At 44.7% G+C, this 22,268-nt stretch carries 20 protein-coding genes; 19 read left to right on the plus strand and 1 reads right to left on the minus strand.

Features of this window, described 5'->3' with window-relative positions; all coding sequences use genetic code 11:
• Nucleotides 1-201 precede the first annotated feature (201 nt).
• The 13 genes from DHBDCA_RS01260 (at nucleotide 202) to DHBDCA_RS01320 (ending at nucleotide 13,585) form a co-directional block, all read left to right on the plus strand.
• Nucleotides 202-1,323, plus strand: coding sequence for a PRK06851 family protein (locus tag DHBDCA_RS01260; protein ID WP_015042323.1), 1,122 nt, complete (start codon nucleotides 202-204; stop codon nucleotides 1,321-1,323).
• A 141-nt stretch (nucleotides 1,324-1,464) separates the two neighbouring features.
• Complete coding sequence (locus DHBDCA_RS01265; protein WP_015042324.1) at nucleotides 1,465-2,136, plus strand: AlbA family DNA-binding domain-containing protein; 672 nt, start codon at nucleotides 1,465-1,467, stop codon at nucleotides 2,134-2,136.
• Nucleotide 2,137: 1 nt separating this feature from the next.
• Nucleotides 2,138-2,761 (plus strand): toprim domain-containing protein, encoded by a 624-nt coding sequence (locus tag DHBDCA_RS01270; RefSeq protein WP_015042325.1) that lies wholly within the window; start codon nucleotides 2,138-2,140, stop codon nucleotides 2,759-2,761.
• A complete protein-coding gene (gene rsmA / locus DHBDCA_RS01275; protein WP_015042326.1) occupies nucleotides 2,762-3,616 on the plus strand; it encodes a 16S rRNA (adenine(1518)-N(6)/adenine(1519)-N(6))-dimethyltransferase RsmA in 855 nt (284 codons plus the stop codon). It begins immediately after the preceding gene.
• A gap of 115 nt (nucleotides 3,617-3,731) precedes the next feature.
• Complete coding sequence (gene yabG, locus DHBDCA_RS01280) at nucleotides 3,732-4,559, plus strand: sporulation peptidase YabG (protein WP_015042327.1); 828 nt, start codon at nucleotides 3,732-3,734, stop codon at nucleotides 4,557-4,559.
• Between the two features lie 69 nt (nucleotides 4,560-4,628).
• Nucleotides 4,629-5,504 carry a cyanophycinase gene (locus DHBDCA_RS01285; RefSeq protein ID WP_015042328.1) on the plus strand — a complete coding sequence of 292 codons (876 nt, stop codon included), beginning with the start codon at nucleotides 4,629-4,631 and terminating at the stop codon, nucleotides 5,502-5,504.
• Nucleotides 5,501-8,131 carry a cyanophycin synthetase gene (cphA, locus tag DHBDCA_RS01290; protein WP_015042329.1) on the plus strand — a complete coding sequence of 877 codons (2,631 nt, stop codon included), beginning with the start codon at nucleotides 5,501-5,503 and terminating at the stop codon, nucleotides 8,129-8,131. Before DHBDCA_RS01285 ends, cphA begins: the two co-directional genes overlap by 4 nt.
• A gap of 88 nt (nucleotides 8,132-8,219) precedes the next feature.
• Nucleotides 8,220-9,119, plus strand: coding sequence for a 4-(cytidine 5'-diphospho)-2-C-methyl-D-erythritol kinase (gene ispE / locus DHBDCA_RS01295; protein ID WP_015042330.1), 900 nt, complete (start codon nucleotides 8,220-8,222; stop codon nucleotides 9,117-9,119).
• 6 nt (nucleotides 9,120-9,125) lie between these two features.
• Entirely contained in the window at nucleotides 9,126-9,812 is a 687-nt protein-coding gene (locus tag DHBDCA_RS01300; RefSeq protein WP_015042331.1) for a GntR family transcriptional regulator, read from the plus strand.
• A 47-nt stretch (nucleotides 9,813-9,859) separates the two neighbouring features.
• Nucleotides 9,860-10,672 (plus strand): pur operon repressor, encoded by an 813-nt coding sequence (gene purR, locus DHBDCA_RS01305; protein WP_015042332.1) that lies wholly within the window; start codon nucleotides 9,860-9,862, stop codon nucleotides 10,670-10,672.
• Nucleotides 10,673-10,784: 112 nt separating this feature from the next.
• On the plus strand, nucleotides 10,785-11,042 hold the full coding sequence (spoVG, locus tag DHBDCA_RS01310) for a septation regulator SpoVG (RefSeq protein WP_015042333.1): 258 nt from the start codon (nucleotides 10,785-10,787) through the stop codon (nucleotides 11,040-11,042).
• Between the two features lie 229 nt (nucleotides 11,043-11,271).
• Nucleotides 11,272-12,633 carry a bifunctional UDP-N-acetylglucosamine diphosphorylase/glucosamine-1-phosphate N-acetyltransferase GlmU gene (glmU, locus tag DHBDCA_RS01315; protein ID WP_015042334.1) on the plus strand — a complete coding sequence of 454 codons (1,362 nt, stop codon included), beginning with the start codon at nucleotides 11,272-11,274 and terminating at the stop codon, nucleotides 12,631-12,633.
• Between the two features lie 10 nt (nucleotides 12,634-12,643).
• Nucleotides 12,644-13,585, plus strand: a complete 942-nt coding sequence (locus DHBDCA_RS01320; protein ID WP_015042335.1) for a ribose-phosphate diphosphokinase — start codon at nucleotides 12,644-12,646, stop codon at nucleotides 13,583-13,585.
• A gap of 13 nt (nucleotides 13,586-13,598) precedes the next feature.
• Here DHBDCA_RS01320 and DHBDCA_RS01325 read toward each other — a convergent pair whose 3' ends face one another.
• Nucleotides 13,599-14,357: a PRC-barrel domain-containing protein gene (locus DHBDCA_RS01325; RefSeq protein ID WP_015042336.1), complete on the minus strand. Its 759-nt coding sequence runs from the start codon at nucleotides 14,355-14,357 to the stop codon at nucleotides 13,599-13,601.
• Nucleotides 14,358-14,559: 202 nt separating this feature from the next.
• On the opposite strand from DHBDCA_RS01325, the gene pth reads away from it, so the two are divergent.
• The 6 genes from pth to mazG all read left to right on the plus strand — a co-directional run bounded on the left by pth (nucleotide 14,560) and on the right by mazG (nucleotide 22,239).
• Nucleotides 14,560-15,132, plus strand: coding sequence for an aminoacyl-tRNA hydrolase (gene pth / locus DHBDCA_RS01330; protein ID WP_015042337.1), 573 nt, complete (start codon nucleotides 14,560-14,562; stop codon nucleotides 15,130-15,132).
• A gap of 66 nt (nucleotides 15,133-15,198) precedes the next feature.
• Nucleotides 15,199-15,375: a hypothetical protein gene (locus DHBDCA_RS15345; protein ID WP_015042338.1), complete on the plus strand. Its 177-nt coding sequence runs from the start codon at nucleotides 15,199-15,201 to the stop codon at nucleotides 15,373-15,375.
• A gap of 98 nt (nucleotides 15,376-15,473) precedes the next feature.
• The gene (gene mfd, locus DHBDCA_RS01335; RefSeq protein WP_015042339.1) at nucleotides 15,474-19,043 is read left to right on the plus strand and encodes a transcription-repair coupling factor; all 3,570 of its coding nucleotides are present in this window, start codon (nucleotides 15,474-15,476) and stop codon (nucleotides 19,041-19,043) included.
• A 63-nt stretch (nucleotides 19,044-19,106) separates the two neighbouring features.
• Entirely contained in the window at nucleotides 19,107-20,051 is a 945-nt protein-coding gene (locus DHBDCA_RS01340) for a peptidylprolyl isomerase (RefSeq protein WP_015042340.1), read from the plus strand.
• A 238-nt stretch (nucleotides 20,052-20,289) separates the two neighbouring features.
• Complete coding sequence (gene spoVT, locus DHBDCA_RS01345) at nucleotides 20,290-20,838, plus strand: stage V sporulation protein T (RefSeq protein WP_015042341.1); 549 nt, start codon at nucleotides 20,290-20,292, stop codon at nucleotides 20,836-20,838.
• A 231-nt stretch (nucleotides 20,839-21,069) separates the two neighbouring features.
• Nucleotides 21,070-22,239, plus strand: a complete 1,170-nt coding sequence (mazG, locus tag DHBDCA_RS01350; protein ID WP_015042342.1) for a nucleoside triphosphate pyrophosphohydrolase — start codon at nucleotides 21,070-21,072, stop codon at nucleotides 22,237-22,239.
• Nucleotides 22,240-22,268 lie beyond the last annotated feature (29 nt).

The following is a 22,268-nucleotide window of genomic DNA, read 5'->3' on the forward strand; positions in this document are numbered from 1 at the left end:
AATGATTTTAGTGGTAATTAACATGCATATATGCATGAAAATAGTCGAAGAAACGACAATCCTTATTATAAGAGAAATAAATCAATGAGATTTGTCAAAATTTTTTTTCCTGAACTGCCCTGAACCATCAATTGAACCTTTTAAGGCAACAGGCAATAAAATAAAGCGTGAACATATTATTCATTGAGGAGTGTCGGTAAAATGAAAGGAAACATAAAACATGTATTTCCGGGCGGAAATACCTCAGAGGGTTTTTTTTCGTACTATTCGTTTCTGCTGGAAAAAGGTACGAAACGGATTTTTGTGCTCAAAGGGGGACCTGGTGTCGGAAAATCAACGTTGATGAAAAAAATTGGGAACAGAATGGCAGAAATGGGTTATGATGTGGAATTCCACCACTGCTCTTCCGATCATCATTCCCTGGACGGAATAGCGGTTGTGGATGCCGGGGTTGTGATGGTTGATGGAACTGCACCGCATATTGTGGATCCGAAGTATCCTGGAGGTCTGGATGAAATCATCAATCTGGGAGAATTCTGGGATACGGATGCCATACAGCACAATGTAAAGCATATTATCGCGTCAACAAGTGAAGTCAGCCGTCTGTTTGCCAGGGCTTACCGTTTGTTAAGTGCAGCCAGAGCGGTCGCGGAGAATATGATGGCCATAACCAGGCAGTCTATGGATTTTTCCGCGTTGAATATGGAAACATCGCGTTTGGCAAAGAAAATATTTGAGGGTGTGTACATGGCGGAAAACTCCGGTAGGACCGGCGTGGCCAGACATCTGTTTTCCTGTGCGTATACACCGGAAGGTTTTGTTGATTTTACAGATTCTATTCTGCAGGAAATCCGGGAAATCGTTTATCTGGAAGGCGAGATGGGCACTGGAAGATCCGTTTTTATGGAGAAAATTGCCACCAAGGCCATGGAAAAAGGTTTTGATGTAGAAATCTATCACTTACCGCTGATCCCTTCCAAGATCGGAACGATTGTGATTAAAGAACTGCAGGTTGCCCTGACGTCGAGCGAATATTTCCGAAACAATCATCAAGAGTCCGTTAACCTGAACAGTCATGTCCATACAGAGCTTTCTTCATCACTGACACAGGAACTGAACAGTGACCTGGATTTGTTTGGTCATCTTATGCACAGCGGAATGGACTGCATTCATCAGGCCAAACAGGAGCACGATGCTCTGGAGCAATATTATGTCCCGTATATGAATTTCAAGGCTGTCGAAGAAAAATACGAGGAGATCTTGAGCAGGATTTTGGATATTGCGGACAGTGAGGCCTGCGCAGCAGAAAAACAACTGCATTAAGACATACCGCGGAGGGGGGGACAAAAGATATGTCCCTCCCTCCCTTTGTTTTTCTATCTTCCTGATGCGGTCCTTTGAAGTGATTTTTTGTTTGATGATTGGTTATGATAGAATAGGAAAATATCCTATCATGAGGTTTTTATGGAAAAAGATCTATATATGACGATTTCCAGCAAAACAAAACAGCTGCTGGTCAAACAGGAAGGTTTCGATGCGGATTTCAAGATGACAGTTAAAGGCATTCAAGCCACAGATTTAGTAGCATTTGCGAATTCAGAAAATGGAGGAACCATTTTAGCTGGCGTGGGTGAAGTTGAAGATAAAAACAGCATGCAGAAAGGTAGAATCATCGGCTGTCCGGTTGGTGACAAGGAGAGACTCTTTATTTTAAGTAAAGCGGAGAGTTGTGTTCCACCTGTCGAAGTCGCTATAATAATAGAAAACTATGCCAGAAAACCAATCTATCGAATTGAGATTCCCTCCGGTAAAGAAAAGCCGTACTGCACGGCCGGGGGCACATACAAGATCAGAGGGGACGGCCGGACCAACACCCTGCTTCCCGGAAGGCTGCTGGCCCTTTACATCGAAAAACAAAGCGAAACATTTTTTAACCGCTTTCGCGAAGCAACGAAAGAACTGGGGAAAGATATTCTGGCTTCGGATACACTGCTTCAAAATGCCTTAAACGAGCTCAGACGCAAAGTGCTGCAGATTGAATCTGCCATTGGGAGCAATCAAAACAGCCTGGAAAGAATAGCGGCTATTGATAAAAAAATAGATAAGCTTTTGTCGCTGCAAGCTAAAGGAGAATAAAATGAATTTCAACACAAATACGGATCTTGATTATGAACCGCTAATCGTGGTCGAAGGGAAAAACGATGCGCATGCGGTCAGACGCGCCTTGGGCAAAGTTGACGTCATCTGGACGGAGGGGTTTGGATTGACCGAGCAAAAGCTGGAGTATATTGCGGAGATGGCAGAGAGACGCGGCGTTATTGTCTGTACGGATCCTGATTTTGCCGGAAAACAGATTCGGGAGCGAATCAATAAACGGATCCCGAAAGCCAGGCACGTTTATCTTTCAGTCGAGGTAGCCCGCAATCCGAAAGATCATGATATTGGCCTGGAAAACGTTTCTTCGGAGGAGATCAGGAAAGCGTTTTCCAAAATACTCGAAGTAAAGATTTCGAATATGGACAGCAACGATGGAGTGAAAATTGCTGAGAAGATAAATGCTGAGGTGGTAGTAATGGCTGATTTGCGGCAAAGTGGCCTGGTTGGGCAATGCTGTTCGGCTGCAAAACGGGTCCGGCTCGGGAAAATTTTGGGGATTGGGGATACCAACGCCAAGCAATTTTTATTTCGCGTCAACCGTTTTGGGATAACCAAAGACGAATTTTATTCCGCAGTAAAGCAGATGGAAGGGAATGGGAAGTAAGTGACGAAAGCAGGATGGGAAGATACGGCGTCCTATATCCGCAGAGTTGTACGCCATGGGGTCCGGGCCAAAAAATCTTTGGGTCAAAATTTTTTAGTTGATGACAGCATTATCGAAAGGATCGTTCGGGAGGGTATGCCCTTAAATGATCTGCCGCTGGTTGAGATTGGACCGGGACCAGGTGCTCTAACGAGGATGCTTGCCCCAAAATTCCCCAGATTGTGGGCGGTAGAACTTGATAAGGAAAAAGTTGAGTTGCTCCAAAGAGAATTAAACGCCTACCCGTTTGTTCTGCTGCATATGGATGCCCTAAAGCTTAAACTAGCCAATCTTTGGGGACAGGAAAAAGGCTGGCTGATTGGAAATCTCCCGTACTACATCACAAATCCGCTACTGATGCATTTTCTTGACCAAGCGGAATCGCTGCTGGGCATGACGATAATGGTCCAGAAAGAAGTCGCCGACCGAATGTGTGCCCTGCCCGGGGGAAGGGATTATGGGATATTATCGATTGCCGTTCAGTTATCAGCCGAGGCTAAAAGGCTGTTCGATGTTCCACCTTCGGCCTTCTGGCCTCAGCCGAAGGTCACATCGACGGTGCTAAGACTGGATATCCGGCCATATCCAGGATTCTCATTGGAAAAGAGAGACGTCTTTTTCAAGGTTGTGCGGGCGGCTTTTGCGCAGCGAAGGAAGATGCTGCTGAATACGCTTTCCAGCGGACTCTCCTTACCCAAAGAGCAAACTGCGGAGATACTCAAGGCTGCAGGAGTAGACCCGAAGCTCAGGGCTGAAGATGTCGGGATACTTGATTATCAGAAGATTGTAGCCGTCTGGGAGGCGCAAAGAAATTGATTCTAAGGATACCGGTTTGGGAACCGGTATTTTTTTATGTCATAAAATAGAGTAAATCAGAAAATATAGATGCAGCTATTTTTAAAGGAGTTTACGAGGAGCAGGAGGGTTAGACATGTTTAAGACAGGAGATATTGTGGCCCGCCTTTCTTATAACCAGGATTTATTTCTAAAAATACTGGCCCTGAATAAAAGGCGCAAGAAAGTAACGGCAGTACTCGGTGGGCTCAATTACCGATTAATCGCCGACGCCAATGTCGATGATCTTATTTTCAAGGATGATAAGCAAATTGTCCATTATCAGCTGGCCGATTCTCAGGAAGTTTATAAAAAATTCCGTAAGGTTGTCTACGACCGCAAATTCAAGGTTGAAGAAGAGTACTTTGAAATACCAGGCAAAATTCTTCATTTGGACGGAGATCAGGAATATTTGGATCATTGTCTAAAAACGTATAGACAATTGGGACTTCAGGCCAAAGGAATTTGTAAATCGGAAGCGGAACAGCCCAAGGCAATTGCCGGGTCTTTGCGAGATTATCCGGCGGATATTTTGGTTTTGACAGGCCATGATTCTTTGCTTAAAGGGAAAAGCAATTTGAAGAGTCTGGACAGCTACCGGAGCTCGGGTCATTTTGTGCAGTCCGTTACGGAAGCAAGGCGAATTCAGCCGAATAAAGATCAGTTGGTTATCTTTGCAGGCGGATGCCAGTCTAATTTCGAAGCAATCATTGAAGCCGGTGCAAACTTTGCCTCTTCGCCAAGACGAATGATGATTCATGCCTTAGACCCTGTGTTTCTGGTGGAGAGCATTGCCTATACGCCAATTGACCGTACCGTTTCTCTCAAAGATATTATTCGGCATACAGTTACGGGCGTAGACGGTGTAGGCGGAATTGAAACAAGAGGACAGCTCAGAAGAGGTTACCCCAAAGTAGAGCATTAATTCATGAATAAAATACAAGTTTAGGAATAATTTACGCAGATTTCCACAAATTAAGCTCGGAGGGATGCTATGACCGAGCATATTATGGGAAATCTGCTTATTATCGGTGGAGCAGAAGACAAGGAAAAAGACTGTAAAATTTTAAAATATTATTACCGCGAGGCAGGAGAAAAAAGATCCAGGATATGTGTGATTACTGCAGCTTCAGAGGACGGGGAGCAGGCGGGGATCATTTATAGAGACCTTTTTATGAAGTTTGGCTGCTCAAATATAGACGTGATTGCCATTCAAGACAGAGCGTCTGCCAATGTAGGTGAAAATATTGAAAAGATCGTTCAAGCCAGCGGGATTTTCTTTACAGGGGGGGACCAGCTCAGGATCACAGCGATGATCGGCGGAACTGCAATGGGTATGGCCTTGCAGCATCTGTATGAGCAAGGAGTAATTATCGGAGGGACCAGTGCCGGAGCATCCGTAATGTCTGATACAATGATCATCGGCGGACAGGGAGATACGCCTGGTGAAGACTTAATTCAGATGGCCCCCGGACTAGGACTTTTGAAGGGTATCATTATTGACCAGCATTTTGCCCAAAGAGGAAGGATTGGACGGCTAATGACGGCTGTCTCCTTAAATCCGTACTTCTTAGGAATCGGAATTGATGAAGATACATCTGTCCATATCAGAAATGACGGGAACTTTCGGGTGATCGGGCGCGGAACGGTACTTATTACCGATGCTTCATGTGCAGTAATCAGTAATGTGGACGACTTAAATAATGGAAAGCCTCTGGCCCTTGCCCCGGTCAAAGTACACATTTTGAGCGAAGGCTGGAGATTTAATATTACTGAACGGACCAGCTTTCTGAGTGAGGCTGAAGGATTCAGTATGAATTATTCGGAGCTGTTTAAAAAGGAAATGAAACAGGAGGCTACATCTTCATGAGGATACATCAGGTGAAAGCAATTGAAGGTGCAAACTTTTTCAGTTACAGGCCCGTGATCCGTGGAATCGTCAGTATTGCCGAATGGCAGGGGAAAATGACCCATCAGCTTGGCGATTTCAATCAAAGATTGTTAAAGGCGCTACCTTCACTTGCCGACCATACCTGTTCCCGTGGAAAACCCGGAGGGTTTGTTGAAAGACTGGAAGAAGGAACATTGCCTGGACATGTACTGGAGCATGTCAGTATAGAATTGCTGACTTTAGCCGGAGAAAAAAGCCGTTACGGCAAAACGCGTGTTCTGGTTGAAGAAATGGAAGAATATGAAGTGATCTATGAATATGAATGCAAGGAAGCAGCGATTGAGGCACTTTATGCTGCAGCCGGTTTTCTCAACCAGCTGCGCTATGGGGAAGAGCCGAATGCTGAGCCGTTGGTCGCTCAATTAAAAAAACTTCGCTCAGCGTATATGCCCGGGCCGTCCACGCAAGCCATTCTTCAGGCTTGCCTTGACAGAGGTATTCCTTACGATAAGCTCGGGGATGGAAATCTTTATCAGCTTGGCTATGGCCGTCTGCAAAAAAGAATACAGGCGGCGATGACAAGTGGAACGAGCTGCATCGGAACAGATATTGCAGCAGACAAACAGCTTACGCGGCTAATACTCAGTGAGTCTGCCATACCGGTTCCGAGCGGAAAGATTGCTTCTTCGGAAGAGGAGATTCTGAAGCTGTTCCGACAATTTGACAGCAGTGTGGTTATAAAGCCATGTCTGGGCAATCAAGGGAAAGGTGTATCTCTCAATTTAACGAAGGAAAGTGAGATCGTTAAAGCCTGCCGCCTGGCGCAGGTCTACAGCACAAAGGTGATTATCGAAGAATACATCAAAGGAAACAACTACCGGCTTCTTGTTATTGGGGGCAAATTGGTGGCGGCGGCTAGGAGAAGACCGCCGATGGTTGCCGGAAACGGCAAATCGAGCATTGAAGAACTGATCGAACAGGAAAATAACAATCCGCTAAGGGGAACGGGGCATGAAAAGTATTTATCAAAAATCGCGGTTGATCCCATTCTTATTTTGGATCTCAGCCGGCAGGGATTTTCGCTGAAATCTGTTCCGCATCTTGGAGAAAAAGTCGTACTTCGGCAAAGTGCGAACCTCAGTACCGGATCAACGGCAGTGGACGTGACGGATTTGGTGCACAGGGATAATGCTGAGCTGGCTGTTTACGCAGCAAGCGTACTGGGACTTGATATTGCCGGGATAGACTTTATTCTGGGAGATATCAGGCATTCTTACCGGGAGCAGGATGGCAGAATTATTGAGGTCAATGCAGCTCCGGGTTTAAGAATGCATTTGCTGCCCAGTGCCGGCCAAAGCAGGAATATCGGCAGGGATATTGTCAATATGCTCCTTCCGCATGGAAACGGCAGAATCCCTATTGTCTCGGTGACAGGAACCAATGGCAAGACAACTGTCGTCCGTCTTTTAAGTAAGATGCTCCGGAAACAGCAGTTAACTGTAGGGATGACATCCACGGAAGGAATCTATATTAATGACAGACTGCTCAGCAAGGGTGACCACAGCGGACCTGCCAGCGCCCGGACTGTCCTGAGACACCCCGATGTCCAAGTTGCAGTCCTGGAAACAGCCAGAGGGGGGATCTTGCGGGCAGGTCTGGGTTATGATTATGCGGATGTCGCAATTATCACAAATATTTCTGAGGATCATCTCGGTCAATACGGTATTGACAATATTGAGGATTTGAGCAAGGTGAAGAGTCTGGTTGCTGAAAGAGTACAAAAGCATGGTTTTGCCATTCTGAATGCGGATGATCCTCAGGTTGTGAACCTGGATCAAAAAACCAGTGGCCATGTTATTTACTTTAGTACCGAAATCCAGAACAGAAGAATCTGTAAACACCTGGCGTTTGGAGGGGTTGCCGTGGTCGCAGATCAGAAGAAGATATGGATTTATCAGGGGACCTGCGGCTCAACTGTTTGTAACCTGAACAAAATCCCGATTACCTGGGGAGGAAAAGCGAGGCATAATGTTCAAAATGTCCTGGCAGCTGTTGCAGCTTGCTATGCGTTGGGATATAATGCTCCGCAAATCAGGAGGGCGGTAAGCGGCTTCGGGCAAAATCCTGAAGATAATCAGGGAAGGCTCGAATATTATGAAATGGATGGCTTTAAGGTAGTTCTGGATTACGGTCATAACCCCGCCGGTATTAAAGAGGTTGTCCAAACACTTCAGATGATTGGGCACAAGAGGATTGTAGGGTGTATCGGCTTGCCCGGTGACAGAAGCGACGCCACAGTAAAACAATTTGCCAGGGAAGCTGCCGCAGGATTTGATTTGCTGTATATTAAGGAAGATGCAGATCTGCGAGGCAGAAAATCAGGAGAAATTGCGCATATGATCTATGAAGAGGCTTTAAGTGAAGGGAAAAAGGCAAGTTCAATGAAGATCATTCTTAAGGAAGAGGAAGCACTGAGCGAAGCTCTGGCAAAAGCCAGAGAAGGAGATATTGTCGTGATCTTTTATGAAAAAGCAGAGCCGTTAAGAAAAATCATTAATGACCACCTCAATTTAATCCTGCCGGAAATAAGAAATTTGGCGGATTAGAATATTTTTCTGGCAGGATGAGGGTGTAATACGCTATAATATTAGGAAAATAATTCTATCGTATCAAAGGTAAAAGAACTTGGTAAATATGAAAGAAAATTCTGTGGTTGTTTTGGCACCGGCCAAGATAAACCTCGCGCTGGCTGTCAACGATATCAGGACTGACGGATATCATAGTCTTGAAACGGTCTTCCAATCTGTGTCTCTATTTGACCGGGTTGAAATTACACTTCAAGGTGACGGGATATCTTGCCTTTGCGGCGAATTAAGCGGCGAAAAAAATCTCGCTTATCAGGCTGCCGGGCTTTTTCTGGATGAATATAAGGCCAGGACATCAGGTGTAACTCCCGGAGCTGAGATTAATATCGAAAAGCATATTCCGTTGCAGGCGGGGCTTGCCGGGGGAAGCAGTGATGCCGCAGCTGTTCTTATAGGATTGAACAGGCTACTGTCAAATCCTTTCTCTTATGAACATTTAGTGGGACTGGCTAAACAGTGTGGTTCGGATACGGCATTTTGTCTGCTTGGAGGAACAGCATGGGGGGAAGGGACCGGTTCTGAACTCAAAGAACTTCCCAGGGCACCCGAGATGGATATCATCCTGGTTAAACCGGAACAGGGAGTAAGCACTGCAGATGCATATCGATTGTTTGATAAACGCGCTGAATTCTCGAAGCTCAATCAAAAAAAATGGGTGAGTGTTCTAAGTGCTGCCAGGATCGATATGATTGGCAGAATGCTTTCCAATGATCTGGAGAATGTTGTTTTTGATCTTGTCCCTGAGATTTCTGTCTTAAAACGGCTGTTGTTGGAAGGAGGCTGCCTTGAAGCTCTGATGTCCGGAAGCGGGTCTGCGCTGTTCGGAATTGTGAAGGATCATAGTCAGGGAGAAAAGATGCGCAAGGTTCTGGCTGAGAAGGGTTATCATCAAACCTGGTTAGTAAAAACGATCGGGTCTCGAAATATTAAACTTGGAGAAAAGGAGTGATTTTTGATGGAAAGACGTTTAGTACCGGTAAAACTTGATAGCTATAAACCTCTGAGGGAAATTGTGCTTGAGGCTCTACGGGAGGCTATCGTCAGTGGAGTCCTGGAGCCGGGAGAACGCTTGATGGAAATCCAGCTGGCAGAGGAAATGGGCGTAAGCCGTACACCTGTAAGAGAAGCGATCCGCAAACTTGAACTGGAGGGCTTTGTGGTCATGGTTCCGCGAAGGGGCGCTTATGTGGCAGGGGTCTCTCATAAGGATGTCAAAGACGTATTTGAAATCCGTGCAGCCCTGGAAGGACTGGCAGCAGGACTCGCCGCCGAGAAGATTACAGAAGAAGAGATTGACGAGATGGAGCGGATTTTATATTATGAAAAAATGCCTGATTCTCTGGATGTTATTGTCCAGTCCGATATAGACTTCCACGCTCTTTTGTATAAGGCAAGCCGGAATGAAAGGCTGATCCAAATTCTTGCGAACCTGAAAGAGCAGACACAGCGGTTCCGGACAACATCTTTGGCAGTTCCGGGAAGGGTTAAAAATACGATTCAGGAACACCGGGCGATCATTGATGCTGTGGCAAGGCATGATGTGGAAGAAGCGCAAAAGCTTGCAGCGGCGCATATTGAAAATGCCGGGAATGTCATGTTTGAAGCTTTAAGGGGCATGTCATCGAGCCGCAAAAGCGAATAACAGTTCCTGCATAGTGTTTTATGAGATGAAATAAAAGAGATGATTGCATGAAAAGAATTGAAAGAATGATTGCGTTAACAGAAATCCTGATTTCCCACCCGAATGAGCTTTTGACTTTGGGTTTTTTTGCCGACCGTTTTGATACTGCGAGATCGACCATCAGTGAAGATCTGGTCGCGATTAAAGAAAGTTTAATGCTCACGGACAAGGGCAATTTGGATACAATTTCAGGGGCGGCCGGAGGTGTCAAGTATTTGCCCGGAATCGGCAGAGAAGAAGCAAAAAACTTCCTGACATCTCTTGCCGGAAATTTAAATGCGGGCGACAGAACGCTTCCTGGCGGATTTCTTTATATGTCCGATATTCTCTATAATCCTATCATTGCCAGGAAATTAGGGCTTATTTTTGCGAGCGTTTTTCGAAAAAGAAGTCCTGAAGCCGTGATAACGATTGAAACAAAAGGGATTCCGCTGGCCCTGATGACTGCTGATGCGCTGGGTGTACCTGCTGTTGTGGTGCAGCATGGCAATAAAGTGACGGAAGGCTCTTCGGTTAGTATCAATTACATATCCGGTTCCTCCAAAAGAATTCAGACCATGTCTTTAACCCGCAAGGCTTTGGGTACCGGGAAAAAAGTACTGATCATTGATGACTTCATTAAAGCCGGGGGCACAGCCAAAGGGCTGATCGACCTTATGCAGGAATTTGATGCCAAAGTCGTAGGCCTTGGCATTTTGATGGAAGACACACTCTGGAATAACTCAAGGCTAGTCGAAGACTACCTTGCTCTTCTGCAGCTGGAAATCGATTCTTCAAAAGGCAGGACGTTTGTCAAGGCAAATGACCCAAAAATGATGTAGAATATTTTGAATTGGAAATTTTTTTTGTTAAAAAGAAGGAGTTTTTTGCCAAATAGAGAATAAAAAAAGAAGATTTTTCTGGAGGCGAAAGAGAAGGGTGGTGATTCTCAGCATGGAGATTACTGACGTCAGAGTCCGAAAGGTAAATGCCGAAGGCAAGATGAAAGCAGTCGTATCGGTTACATTTGACAACGAATTTGTTGTTCACGATGTAAAAGTGGTTGAAGGGACGAATGGTCTATTTGTGGCGATGCCCAGTCGAAAGACCCCAGAAGGCGATTTTCGCGATATTGCCCACCCGATTTCATCTGCGGCAAGAGAAAAAATCCAGACTAAGGTACTGGAAGAATACGGAAAGGGCATTGAATAATATTTGATTCAGCTGAGGAGAGACCATCATTTGAGAGGTCTCTTTTTTATCATATTAAATAAATCTGCAATAATATAGGCGGAATACAAAAAAATATCTGTAATTTCTTTTTATTATTGGCAATAATTCGTTATAATAATGAAGTACAACTATGCAAGTATCTGCTCATCCATCATAGGATATTTTAGGGTTGATAAGGTACTTGATCACTTGGAGGGTAAATAAGGAAATGTCTCATTTTACAGCAGTCATTTTGGCTGCGGGAAAAGGTACCCGTATGAAATCGGAATTACCAAAAGTGATGCACACGTTGGCTGGCCGTCCGCTGATCGACCACGTTCTGGAGAAGGTTGCAAAACCGGGAATTAATGATGTTATTACGATTGTCGGTCATGGCCGCGAAATGTTGTCGGAACACCTTGGGGAACGAACCAGGGTGGTTGTTCAGGAAGAACAATTGGGCACAGGTCACGCCGTGATGCAGGTATTGCCATTGATCGATGAAGACAGTAGCATTCTGGTCTTAAGCGGGGATCAGCCGCTTTTAGCCGGGCATACGCTTCAGTCATTAATGGAGATTCACCAAAAGACGGGCTCTTCAGCTACAGTACTCACGGCAATCATGGAGAATCCTTCCGGTTATGGAAGGATACTGAAAGAGAACAATGTTTTTCAAGGCATTATTGAAGAAAAAGATGCAGATGCTTTGCAAAAAGGGATTAAGGAGATCAATACAGGCACCTATTGTTTCAACGGGGCAGCCTTAAAATTTGCGCTTCAGAAGATTACGCCTAAAAATGCCCAGGGCGAGTATTATCTCACTGATGTCTTTGATATCCTACTTTCGTCCGGTCAAAAAATTGAGATCTTTTGTACGGACGACCCGTCAGAAGCTTTAGGCATTAATAATCGGGTTCAGCTGGCTGAAGCTGAGGATATCTTGTATGATCGGATCAGAAAATACTGGATGATGGAGGGAGTAACGATCATCAATCCTCCATCGGTTTTTATAGATGCGGAAGTTGTTCTTAGGAAGGACGTCATCCTTAATCCTTTTACAATGATTAAAGGAAATACCAGGATTGAAGAAGGCGCGAACATTGGCCCCTCGACAACACTGATCAACTGTGTTTGTCAGAAGGGATGTCAGATCGAACACTCTGTTGCGCGAGACGCGGTGATCGGAGAGAATTGCCTTGTGGGACCGTATGCTTACCTGAGACCCGGAACGGTTTTGGGTAAAGAGGTTAAAGTTGGCGATTTCGTAGAAATTAAAAACAGCATCATTGAAGAGGGAACCAAAATCCCTCACCTGAGCTATATTGGCGATTCCAGGTTGGGCAAAAATGTGAACATAGGTGCAGGAACGATTACCTGCAACTATGATGGCGAGAATAAGCACCAGACCATTATTGAAGACCGTGTTTTTGTCGGCAGCAATACAAACTTTGTTGCTCCGGTATCTATCGGCAAAGAAGCAGTCATCGGCGCCGGGTCAACAATTACGAAAGATGTTCCTGATCAGGCTCTGGCAATCGAAAGATCACAACAGCGAATTATTGAAAATTGGCACTTGGCCAAGAAAAAGTAGGGGGAAAATTATGGCTACGAAAGAACTTAAAATTTTTTGCGGAAACGCAAATAGGGAGCTCGCGCAGGAGATTGCCGATTATCTTGGCATTTCCATGGGGGTTGCCAATGTCAAAACATTTATGGACGGCGAAATTAACATCGGAATTGATGAAAGCGTAAGGGGTGCCGATGTGTTTGTTGTTCAGCCGACCTGCGCGCCAACCAACGATAGTATTATGGAACTGTTAATCCTTATTGATGCCTTGCGGAGAGCGTCAGCCTATCGGATTACGGCAGTGGTCCCCTATTACGGCTATGCCAGACAGGAAAGGAAGACAAAGGCCAGAGAACCGATTACGGCGAAACTCATGGCCAATCTCATAACGACTGCTGGAGCGGATCGTCTGGTGGCCATGGATCTTCATGCACCTGCAATTCAGGGATTTTTCGACATTCCAGTTGATCATCTCCCCGGGGTACCGATCCTCGCGGAATATTTTATGGAGAAGAAACTCGAAAATATTTGCGTTGTATCGCCTGATATCGGAGGCGTCGGCAGGGCCAGGAATTTTGCGGAACGAATCGGGGCATCGCTCGCAATTGTGGATAAACGTCGGCCTGAACCGAATGTATCAAAAATAATGCATGTCATCGGTGACCTGCAGGGAAAAATAGCAGTACTTATTGACGATATCACAGATACCGGCGGTACGATTACCCAGGCTGCAGCTGTACTGATGGAAAAAGGAGCCAAAGAGGTCTATGCCTGCTGTACGCACCCGGTATTATCTGGTCCTGCTATCGGCATTCTCGAAAAATCCGTTATTAAAGAATTTGTCGTAACAAATACCATTCCTTTAACCCCGGAAAAGAAGATTGATAAGATTAAAGTGCTTTCTGTTGCTCCTTTATTGGGAGAAGCTATCGTTAGAATCCATGAGGACTTATCCGTCAGTAAATTATTCAGTTAGTCCTTCAGAGCACTCAGATAAGGCCGTCTTTGGGACCCTTGTCTGCATTGGTGGCTTCTTCATCCTGCCCCTCGCAGAAATTATCCGTAACAGACGTGCTGATTTCTGCTGAGACAGGCTGGATTGGCTTGTCTGTATCATCCGGGAAATCTTCGTTTGTTTCAGCGTCCTTGTTCTTTTTCCAGAATCTGTTTAGGTCCTGACTTTTTCGGCTTGCCTTTTGGGAAGCAACCTGGATGATGGATTTGACATTATCATTGATGCCTTTCGTAAAAAGTTCAAGTCTTTCTTCACAGCCTTTGACCGCAACGACGACATCGGAACCGATGGTAAGAATATCGTCGGCTTTCAAGCTGGCTTTTCCCTTGAAAAGACTCTCTATTTTACCTCCGGAGATATCAAGACTTGATATCATGCCATTTTCGGTATCGATATAGAACTCTTCAATGATACCGAGGGTTTTGCCGCTGGCAGTAATGACTTTTGTTCCAATGATCGCCGTTTTTTCTTTGAGAAGTTCTAAAATATCAGGCAAATTTGTCGCTTTTTCCGCTTGATTCTCAGTGCTGACGGTGATGACGTTTTCACCAATGCTGACAACCCTGTTATAAGGAATAATACGCTGTTCTTTGAAGAACCCCTTGGGGTCGACCATCAATGCGGCAACAGCTTTGGCTTTCGGGTCAATGACGATATTACGCACAAACCCGATTTGTTGGCCTTCTTTGAGAGAAATAATCGGCAGGGATAAAATTTTTTTACTGGGCAGCATAGGATCCCCTCCTTTTTTAAGTCTATCAGGAAAATGCTAACAGCTTTCCGATAGATCTAAGTGCAACTAAGTCTACCGCCAAAGCTTGGCGCCAGCCAAGTTTTCAAAAAAATAATCTATATAAAATTAATCCTTGATTGATGCTGTTCTGTCTATTCAATTTATGCTTAGGACTTAAACGATATGCCGATAAGGAGAATTTATGAGGGCTGTAATCGGTCTCGGGAATCCGGGAGTTAAATATAGCGAGACAAAACATAATGCAGGGTTCATGCTACTGGACAGAATTGCTGCTCAGGAAGGACTGTCTTTCCGTAATGATTTTCGCGGCAAAGTGGCTGAAATGAGAAACAAAGATGAGCGGATATTCTTTCTGAAGCCAATTACCTATATGAATCTAAGCGGTTTAGCCGTTGGGGAACTGATAAGTTATTATAAAATAAATACGCAGAATATATTGGTGGTCCATGATGATATGGATCTCCCCCTCGGTAGGATACGATTAAGGGCCAAAGGGAGTGCCGGGGGACACAACGGATTGAAATCCATCATTGCGGAATTGGGGTCACAGGAGTTCTGGCGTCTTAAAATCGGCGTTGGAAGACCAAAGGCAGAATTTGATGTGGTTAACCATGTACTCTCAACGTTTGCCAAAGAGGAAAAAGCAGTGTTGGATGGTACTCTGGACAGGGCACAGCGTGCTGTGGGATTGTGGATAGAGGGCCACGGGGATGAGGCCATGAATCTATTTAACCAGGAGAAACAGTCACTTTAAATAAAGCTGAAGCGTATAACCTTGGATTGGATAGGCAAGCATATTACTCAGGAGGTGTTTTATCCTATGTATATGCTGAAAATATGCCGTTGCTGTGATACCATCGTTGGTGAACTGGAGATGGATGACACCAGGCCACTCAGGATGGATTTTTCTGTTGAAATCAAAGGCAATGTTGCCTATACACTTTGCTCAAAATGCATGAGGGAACTGGATATCAGCGGAGTGACGTACTATCAGTAAATATGGTTTGCTCAACCTGAATACTCGGAAAACAGGTATTTTCTATCCTGACCAGAGATATGATAAGGAATGAGCCACTTTTTGCAGGAGGGCAGCAGATGCCTACGATTAATGATTTTTTGTACAAAGGTTTGGATATTGGGGAAATAAGCGCTGCTTTAAGCAGAGAAGAGTCCCCACAAATGATTTACCAAATAACCGGCAGCGAAAAAGCTGCGTTTGCAGCCCAGGTCTCCTTGCTGAAGCAGCAGGCTCTGATCATCACCTATACAGATGAACAAGCCCAAAAATGGGCAAGAGATCTGGAGGCATGGCTTCCGGGAAAAAATATTATGCTTTTCCCGACAACAGAGTGGCTTCCGTTTGAAGTTTTCAGCAGAAGTCACGAAATTACGGCAGAGAGAATCCGGGTCCTGAGCACCCTGCTCCCATTCAACCGGGAAACAGACAGCGAAACAATTGTCGTTGCGCCCGTCCAGGCGATCATGAAGAAACTAATTCGCCCGGAAAAGTGGCTGATACATTGTATCCTTTTTAAGGTCGGGGAACAGTATGCAGTTTCTGACCTTATGCGCTTATTGGTAGAGGCCGGCTATGAACGTGAAGAAACCATTGAGGGCAGAGGCCAGTTTGCTTTGCGCGGTGGGATTCTCGATATTGCACCACATGACAGAGATCCTGTCAGGATAGAATTTTTTGATGAGGAAGTAGATTCTATCCGGGTATTTGATTTGGAGACCCAAAAATCGCTGGAAAGTATTTCTGAGGTCCTTATTGTTCCTGTTCAGGAGTATGTTATTGATACCAAAAGGCAGCAGGATCTGAAAGGGGAAATCAAAGCCAGAGCCCGCAAAGCCGTCGGTCGTTTACAGCGGCTGGATCGGGTAGAAGCTGTTAAGAGACTTCATAAAAAAGTAGAATATCTTGAAAACCGGCTGAACACGGGAATTCTTGATGAAAGCATTTATCCTTACCTGAGTCTGCTGTCCGAAGAGTATGTTCCTTTCTTTGAATGGCTCGATCATGATTGTCTTGTATTTCTCGATGAACCGCTCCGGCTTAAGGAGCAGCTGGATTTTCAGTCCAATCAGCGTCTTACTGAATTTACGGACAACCTAGAAAAGGGAGAAGAGTTTGTTAATCCCGATCATTTATTTATCAGCTTTGAAGATTTGCTCGCCAGCGGAAAGCGTCCTTTGCTGGGCCTGTCGAATTTATTGCGGGAAATACCCGGGTTTGACCCTAAAAGAGTGACGAACATGATTGCCCGCCCTTTAGCCGGGTATGGTAAGACTTCAATCCTGGTGGAAGAGATTCAGCGGTGGAAGTCCATCGGATACGTGATTGCACTTTTTGCAGGGAACGAGGAACAATCTCAGAGGCTTGGGCAAGGGTTAAAGGACAGAAGCATTAATGCCAGTCTGGTCAGGATGGAAGATCCGATCATACAGGGCGGCGTTTATATTTATCCGCTTTCGATCAATCAAGGCTTTGAACTGCCTGTAAGCAAAATGGTTATTTTTTCAGAATCGGAAATATACCGAAGAGAACGAAAACACCAGGCAAAACCCAAAAAAAGCTCAAAAGAAACAGATATTCTTTCTTTCAGCGACCTTAAACCAGGTGATTACGTTGTGCACTTTTACCATGGAATCGGCAAGTTTACCGGAATTGAAACCATTGAGGTCGATGGTATTGAAAAGGATTATTTTGCGATTCGTTATGCCGGTGAAGATAAGCTGTATGTACCGCTTGATCAGCTGCAGCTGCTGCAGAAATACCTCGGGACAGAAGAATCAAGCACACCCAAGCTGAACAAACTGAACGGCAATGAATGGAACAAGGCAAAGGCCAGGGCACAGGGTGCTGTTAAAGAGATGGCCATCAATTTGCTTGAGCTTTATGCGAAAAGGGAAGGGGCTGTGGGATTTGCTTATCCGGAAGACAGCCACTGGCAGAAAGAGTTTGAAGACCGCTTTCCATATGAAGAAACACCAGACCAGTTGCAGAGTATTATGGAAGTCAAGAAAGATATGATGAAGTCCCGGCCGATGGACCGGCTTCTTTGCGGGGATGTGGGGTACGGTAAAACTGAGGTTGCCCTGAGAGCCGCATTTAAGGCGGTAATCAGCGGCAAGCAGGTTGCAGTCATGGTACCGACGACCATCCTCGCCCAGCAGCATTATAATACGTTTAGAGAACGCTTTATGGATTATCCTGTAAAAATCGAAATGCTAAGCCGTTTTCGCACAGCCAAGGAACAGAAGCAGATCATTCAGAGTCTGAAGGACGGATCGCTTGATATCGTGGTCGGTACCCACCGTCTCCTATCGGAAGGGGTTAGCTTCAAGGACCTGGGTCTGCTTGTTGTCGATGAAGAGCAGCGTTTTGGTGTTGCTCACAAAGAGAGGATCAAAACCCTGAAGACCAATGTGGATGTTTTAACTCTTTCAGCTACGCCGATTCCCAGAACCCTGCATATGTCTCTAGTTGGCTTAAGAGATATGAGCGTTATCATGACGCCTCCGGAAGATAGGTTCCCTGTTCAAACATTTGTTGCCGAATTTAATGCGGATCTGGTAAGAGATGCAATACGCAGAGAATTATACAGAGGGGGCCAGGCGTTTTTTGTCCATAACCGGGTTGAGACACTGGATAGAGTGGTCAGACTGCTGAATTTGATTATCCCGGAAGCCCGTTGTGGGGTTGTGCATGGGCAGATGAGCGAAACCCAACTCGAGAAAGAAATGATTTCTTTTTTGGAAAAAGAGAAAGATATTCTAATTTGCACTACCATCATCGAAACAGGTTTGGATATGCCGAACGTCAATACACTTATTGTCGATGGAGCGGACAAATTTGGCCTGAGCCAGCTTTATCAGCTCAGGGGCAGGGTGGGCAGGTCAAACCGGAAAGCGTATGCCTACTTTTTATACCAACCGCAAAAAATTCTGACAGAAGAAGCAGAAAAGAGGCTGACTACAATCAGGGAATTCACTGAATTTGGTTCCGGTTTCAAGATTGCCATGCGTGATTTGGAAATAAGAGGAGCAGGCAATTTTATCGGGGGGGAGCAGCATGGGCATCTTGCAAGCATTGGCTTCAGCCTTTATGTCAAGATGCTGAAAGAGGCAGTTCAGCAATTACGTGGTGAAACAGTGGAAGAAGTCGCTGAGCCAGTCATAGATATTCAGGTCAAGGCGCTCCTTCCTGATGAATATATCGTGGATAAGCAGATTAAGGCTACGCTTTACCAGAGAATGCTCGGCATTTCTAGTGAAGAACACTTAAGTGACTTTCTGGATGAACTGGTGGACAGATTTGGAAACCCGCCCGATGAAGTTGAAAACCTGGCTAAAATTATCAGGATAAGAATGAAAGCCAAACAACTGGGTCTCGAACAGGTTGTTCAGCATAAACAGAATATCTCCCTGCGGTTTGCCGCTGATCCCGAAATATCCGGAGAACAGCTGATGAGTATTGCCGCAAAATTTCCTTACCCGTTGTCATTTGCAGCTGGGGAACAAGGCAATCTTGAATTGAATCTGCGGCTTAGGGTTTCGAGTATAGAAGATATCTTTAAAGCCATATTTAAATTATTTGATATTTTAGAGGAATATGTGATGCATCCGGCAGCAGCTGCCAGGACCGTATCCGGTATAGTTTAAATTGCTTAATAAATCGTAACTTGGTATAATGACTTCATCCGAGCGAAAGGGAGATAGGGATTAATGAAAAAAATAACAATAACAATGATCATCATGCTGCTTGCTTCGCTGCTTATGCTCAATGCCTGCGCCAAACAGGAATTTGCAGTTAAAGTGAATAAGCAAAGTATCCCCATGACGACTTATGAAGAAAAGTTAAATGCCAGCAAAACCTATTATGAGAAGCAGGGTATGGACTTTAGCACGGATGAGGGCATGGCCAGTCTGGAAAGCATCAAAAGTTCCGTCCTCGAAAATATTATTATGACAGAATTAATTCGACAGGAAGTTGAGAAGAATAAATGGGATACAACCAATCCAGAAGTTACAAAGAAAATAGATGAGCTCAAAAGTACGCTGATCAATCAGGATTACGCAAGCTTTCTGAAAGAACAGGCGATGACCGAAGAAGAAGTGGCCAATTTTTATGCTTTTTCGTATTACGTTGGTAAAGATGTGACAGTTTCGGATCAGGAAGTCCAGCAGTATTTTGAATCGCATTACTCCGATTTTGGCGGACAGGATGAACAGGTCAAGGCCAGCCACGTTTTGGTTGCGACTGAAGCGGAAGCCAATAAAGTAATCCAGGAGTATAAGGCTGGTAAAGATTTTTCCGAACTGGCCAAGGAATATTCTACGGATACCGTGAGTAAGGATTCCGGCGGAAACCTCGACTATTTCTCCCGCGGAGAAATGGTTACGGAATTTGAGGATGCTGCTTTCAGCCAGAAGGTAGGAACCATTTCAGAAACACCAGTCAAGACGAAATTTGGCTACCATGTCATTCTGGTTGAAGACCATAAAGAGGCTGTTGTGCCTGACTTTGAAAAGGTTAAAACAAGCGTTCAGGAAGCTGCTTTGGCAAATGCCAAAAATCTAAAAGTACAAAGCTACTATTCTGAACTCAGACAAGCAGCTGAAGTCGAATACGCCGAAGAATTAAAACCGGCAGATACAACTGCTAAATAAGCAATAGGATTATTTAATCTGATCAAACCATAAGAGGGAGTAACAAAACTTCAGTTTTTGTTACTCCTCTATTTATTTATTCGTAAGTCTGCAACAGACCAAGAATATTTTAGCACAAGACAGATCGGTCATCCCGGATTATTCTTTTTTGCGTGTATGGAAAAATATGAATAATAAAGCAGTTCAAGATATATACTAAGATTGAATTAGTCGCTTTGGAAAAAGGAGGGAGAACTTAATGAAAGCAACCGGAATCGTCAGAAGAATAGATGATCTTGGCCGAGTAGTTATTCCCAAGGAAATCCGGCGGACTTTACGGATAAGAGAAGGAGATCCACTGGAGATTTTTGTGGACAGGGAAGGGGAAGTGATACTAAAGAAGTATTCGCCCATTGGTGAGTTGGGAGACTTCGCCAAAGAATATGCGGATTCTTTATTTGAATCAACAGGACACATTGCCTGTATCGGAGATAGAGATGTCATCATCGCGGTGTCAGGGGCTTCCAAGAAAGACTACCTAAACAAATCTCTTGGCGCTGTAGCCGAGCAGGCCATGGAAGAAAGGAGAACCATTTACAATACGGGAGAATCTTCTGTTTTGAAAGAAACAGAAGGAGAGGAAAAAGTCAAAGCAACAAATCAGGTCATTGCACCGATTATTGCTGAAGGTGATCCCATTGGGGTAGTCGTACTCATGTCCAAAGAACCGAACATCAAGATGGGAGATTTGGAAATCAAACTTGCTGAAACTGCAGCGGGCTTTTTAGCCAAACAAATGGAACAGTAATGTTTAAATGCAAAGAATAAAAATCGAAAAGGACTGTTAACAGCATGTTGACAGTCCTTTTCTTAAGTGGCGTGCCCAGATAAGCACGCATTATCTAACTAGTGAGAGTCCAGTCGGGGTAAGTGCCAAGACGCCCCGAGATGCTTGCCAAAGATCTTCCTGCCATTTATAGTATTATTGGACAAGCAACGAGTGCCTTGTCAACCTTAATATCAAACAGGAGGAAAGCAAGTGAACCCGATATTAAATATTCTGGGCCTCGGAGACCAAGGACTTGATTCTTTGTCTCTTGCCGCCTATAAATTATTGAAAGGTTCAGATCTGATATTTCTGTGGAATGTCGAACATCCGGCAGCTTCAGATCTGATTCGGGAGGGTTTCCCGTGCCAGGAAATATTCGCAGCAGCAGAAAAAACGGAAAATATCCTTTTAGACTTAGACACAGGACTCGATTTGATTGCAGAAAAGGTTATGACGGTGTCCGGTAAAAAGCAAATAACGCTCGCTTTGCCGGGTTTCCCAATCGCGGAAGGCAGGATCACAGCCGGACTTTACCGAAGGCTTGGAACTTCTTTTACTCTGAAGGCGACAATGATCAGGGAAAATAGTGACCGGCTGGAAAGGCTCACTGCAATTATGGCCGAATTGCGTTCTGCTTGGGGGTGTCCTTGGGATAAGGAGCAAGATCATGAGTCGCTGAAGAAATATCTGATTGAAGAGACCTATGAAGTGCTGGATGCAATTGATTCCAAAAATATGAATAATTTATGTGAGGAATTGGGAGACTTATTATTACAAGTCGTGTTCCATTCCCGCATTGAAGAGGAATCCGGGCGATTCAGCCTGAACGATGTCATAAAGGGCATTTCGGACAAACTGATACGCCGGCATCCTCATGTTTTTGGGTCAGTTGAAGTAGCATCAAGCCAGGAAGTTCTGGTAAACTGGGATGAAATTAAAAAAATGGAAAAGCTGACATCCCAAAGTCCGGAAAAAGAAACGGAAAGGAATTTCTTTGATATTCCAGGAGGGCTTCCAGCGCTGCAATTCGCTGAAAAGACTCAAAAAAAGGCTTCTAAAGCCGGTTTTGACTGGGAGGATCACCGGGGCCCCCTTTCTAAAATCTATGAAGAGCTCGCTGAGCTTGAAAAGGAAGTGGGAAAAAGTCCAAGAATAGAAGAAGAACTAGGCGATTTGCTCTTTTCTATTGTTAACCTGTCGCGCTTTCTCGGAATAAACGCTGAAGAAGCCCTGCGGCAGGGGACGAAGAAATTTCAACAAAGATTTTATAAAATGATGCACAAAATAGATTTGGAAGGACCTAACAGTGGAGGATTGAGCATGGAAAACATGAATTTTTTCTGGGAAGTGGTAAAAAGTGAAGAAAAAACTGGGGTTTGAGGTTTATTTTAGCATTTCCAAGAAGGAAA

This window comes from Dehalobacter sp. DCA, assembly GCF_000305775.1.
Taxonomy (GTDB): Bacteria; Bacillota; Desulfitobacteriia; order Desulfitobacteriales; family Syntrophobotulaceae; genus Dehalobacter; species Dehalobacter alkaniphilus.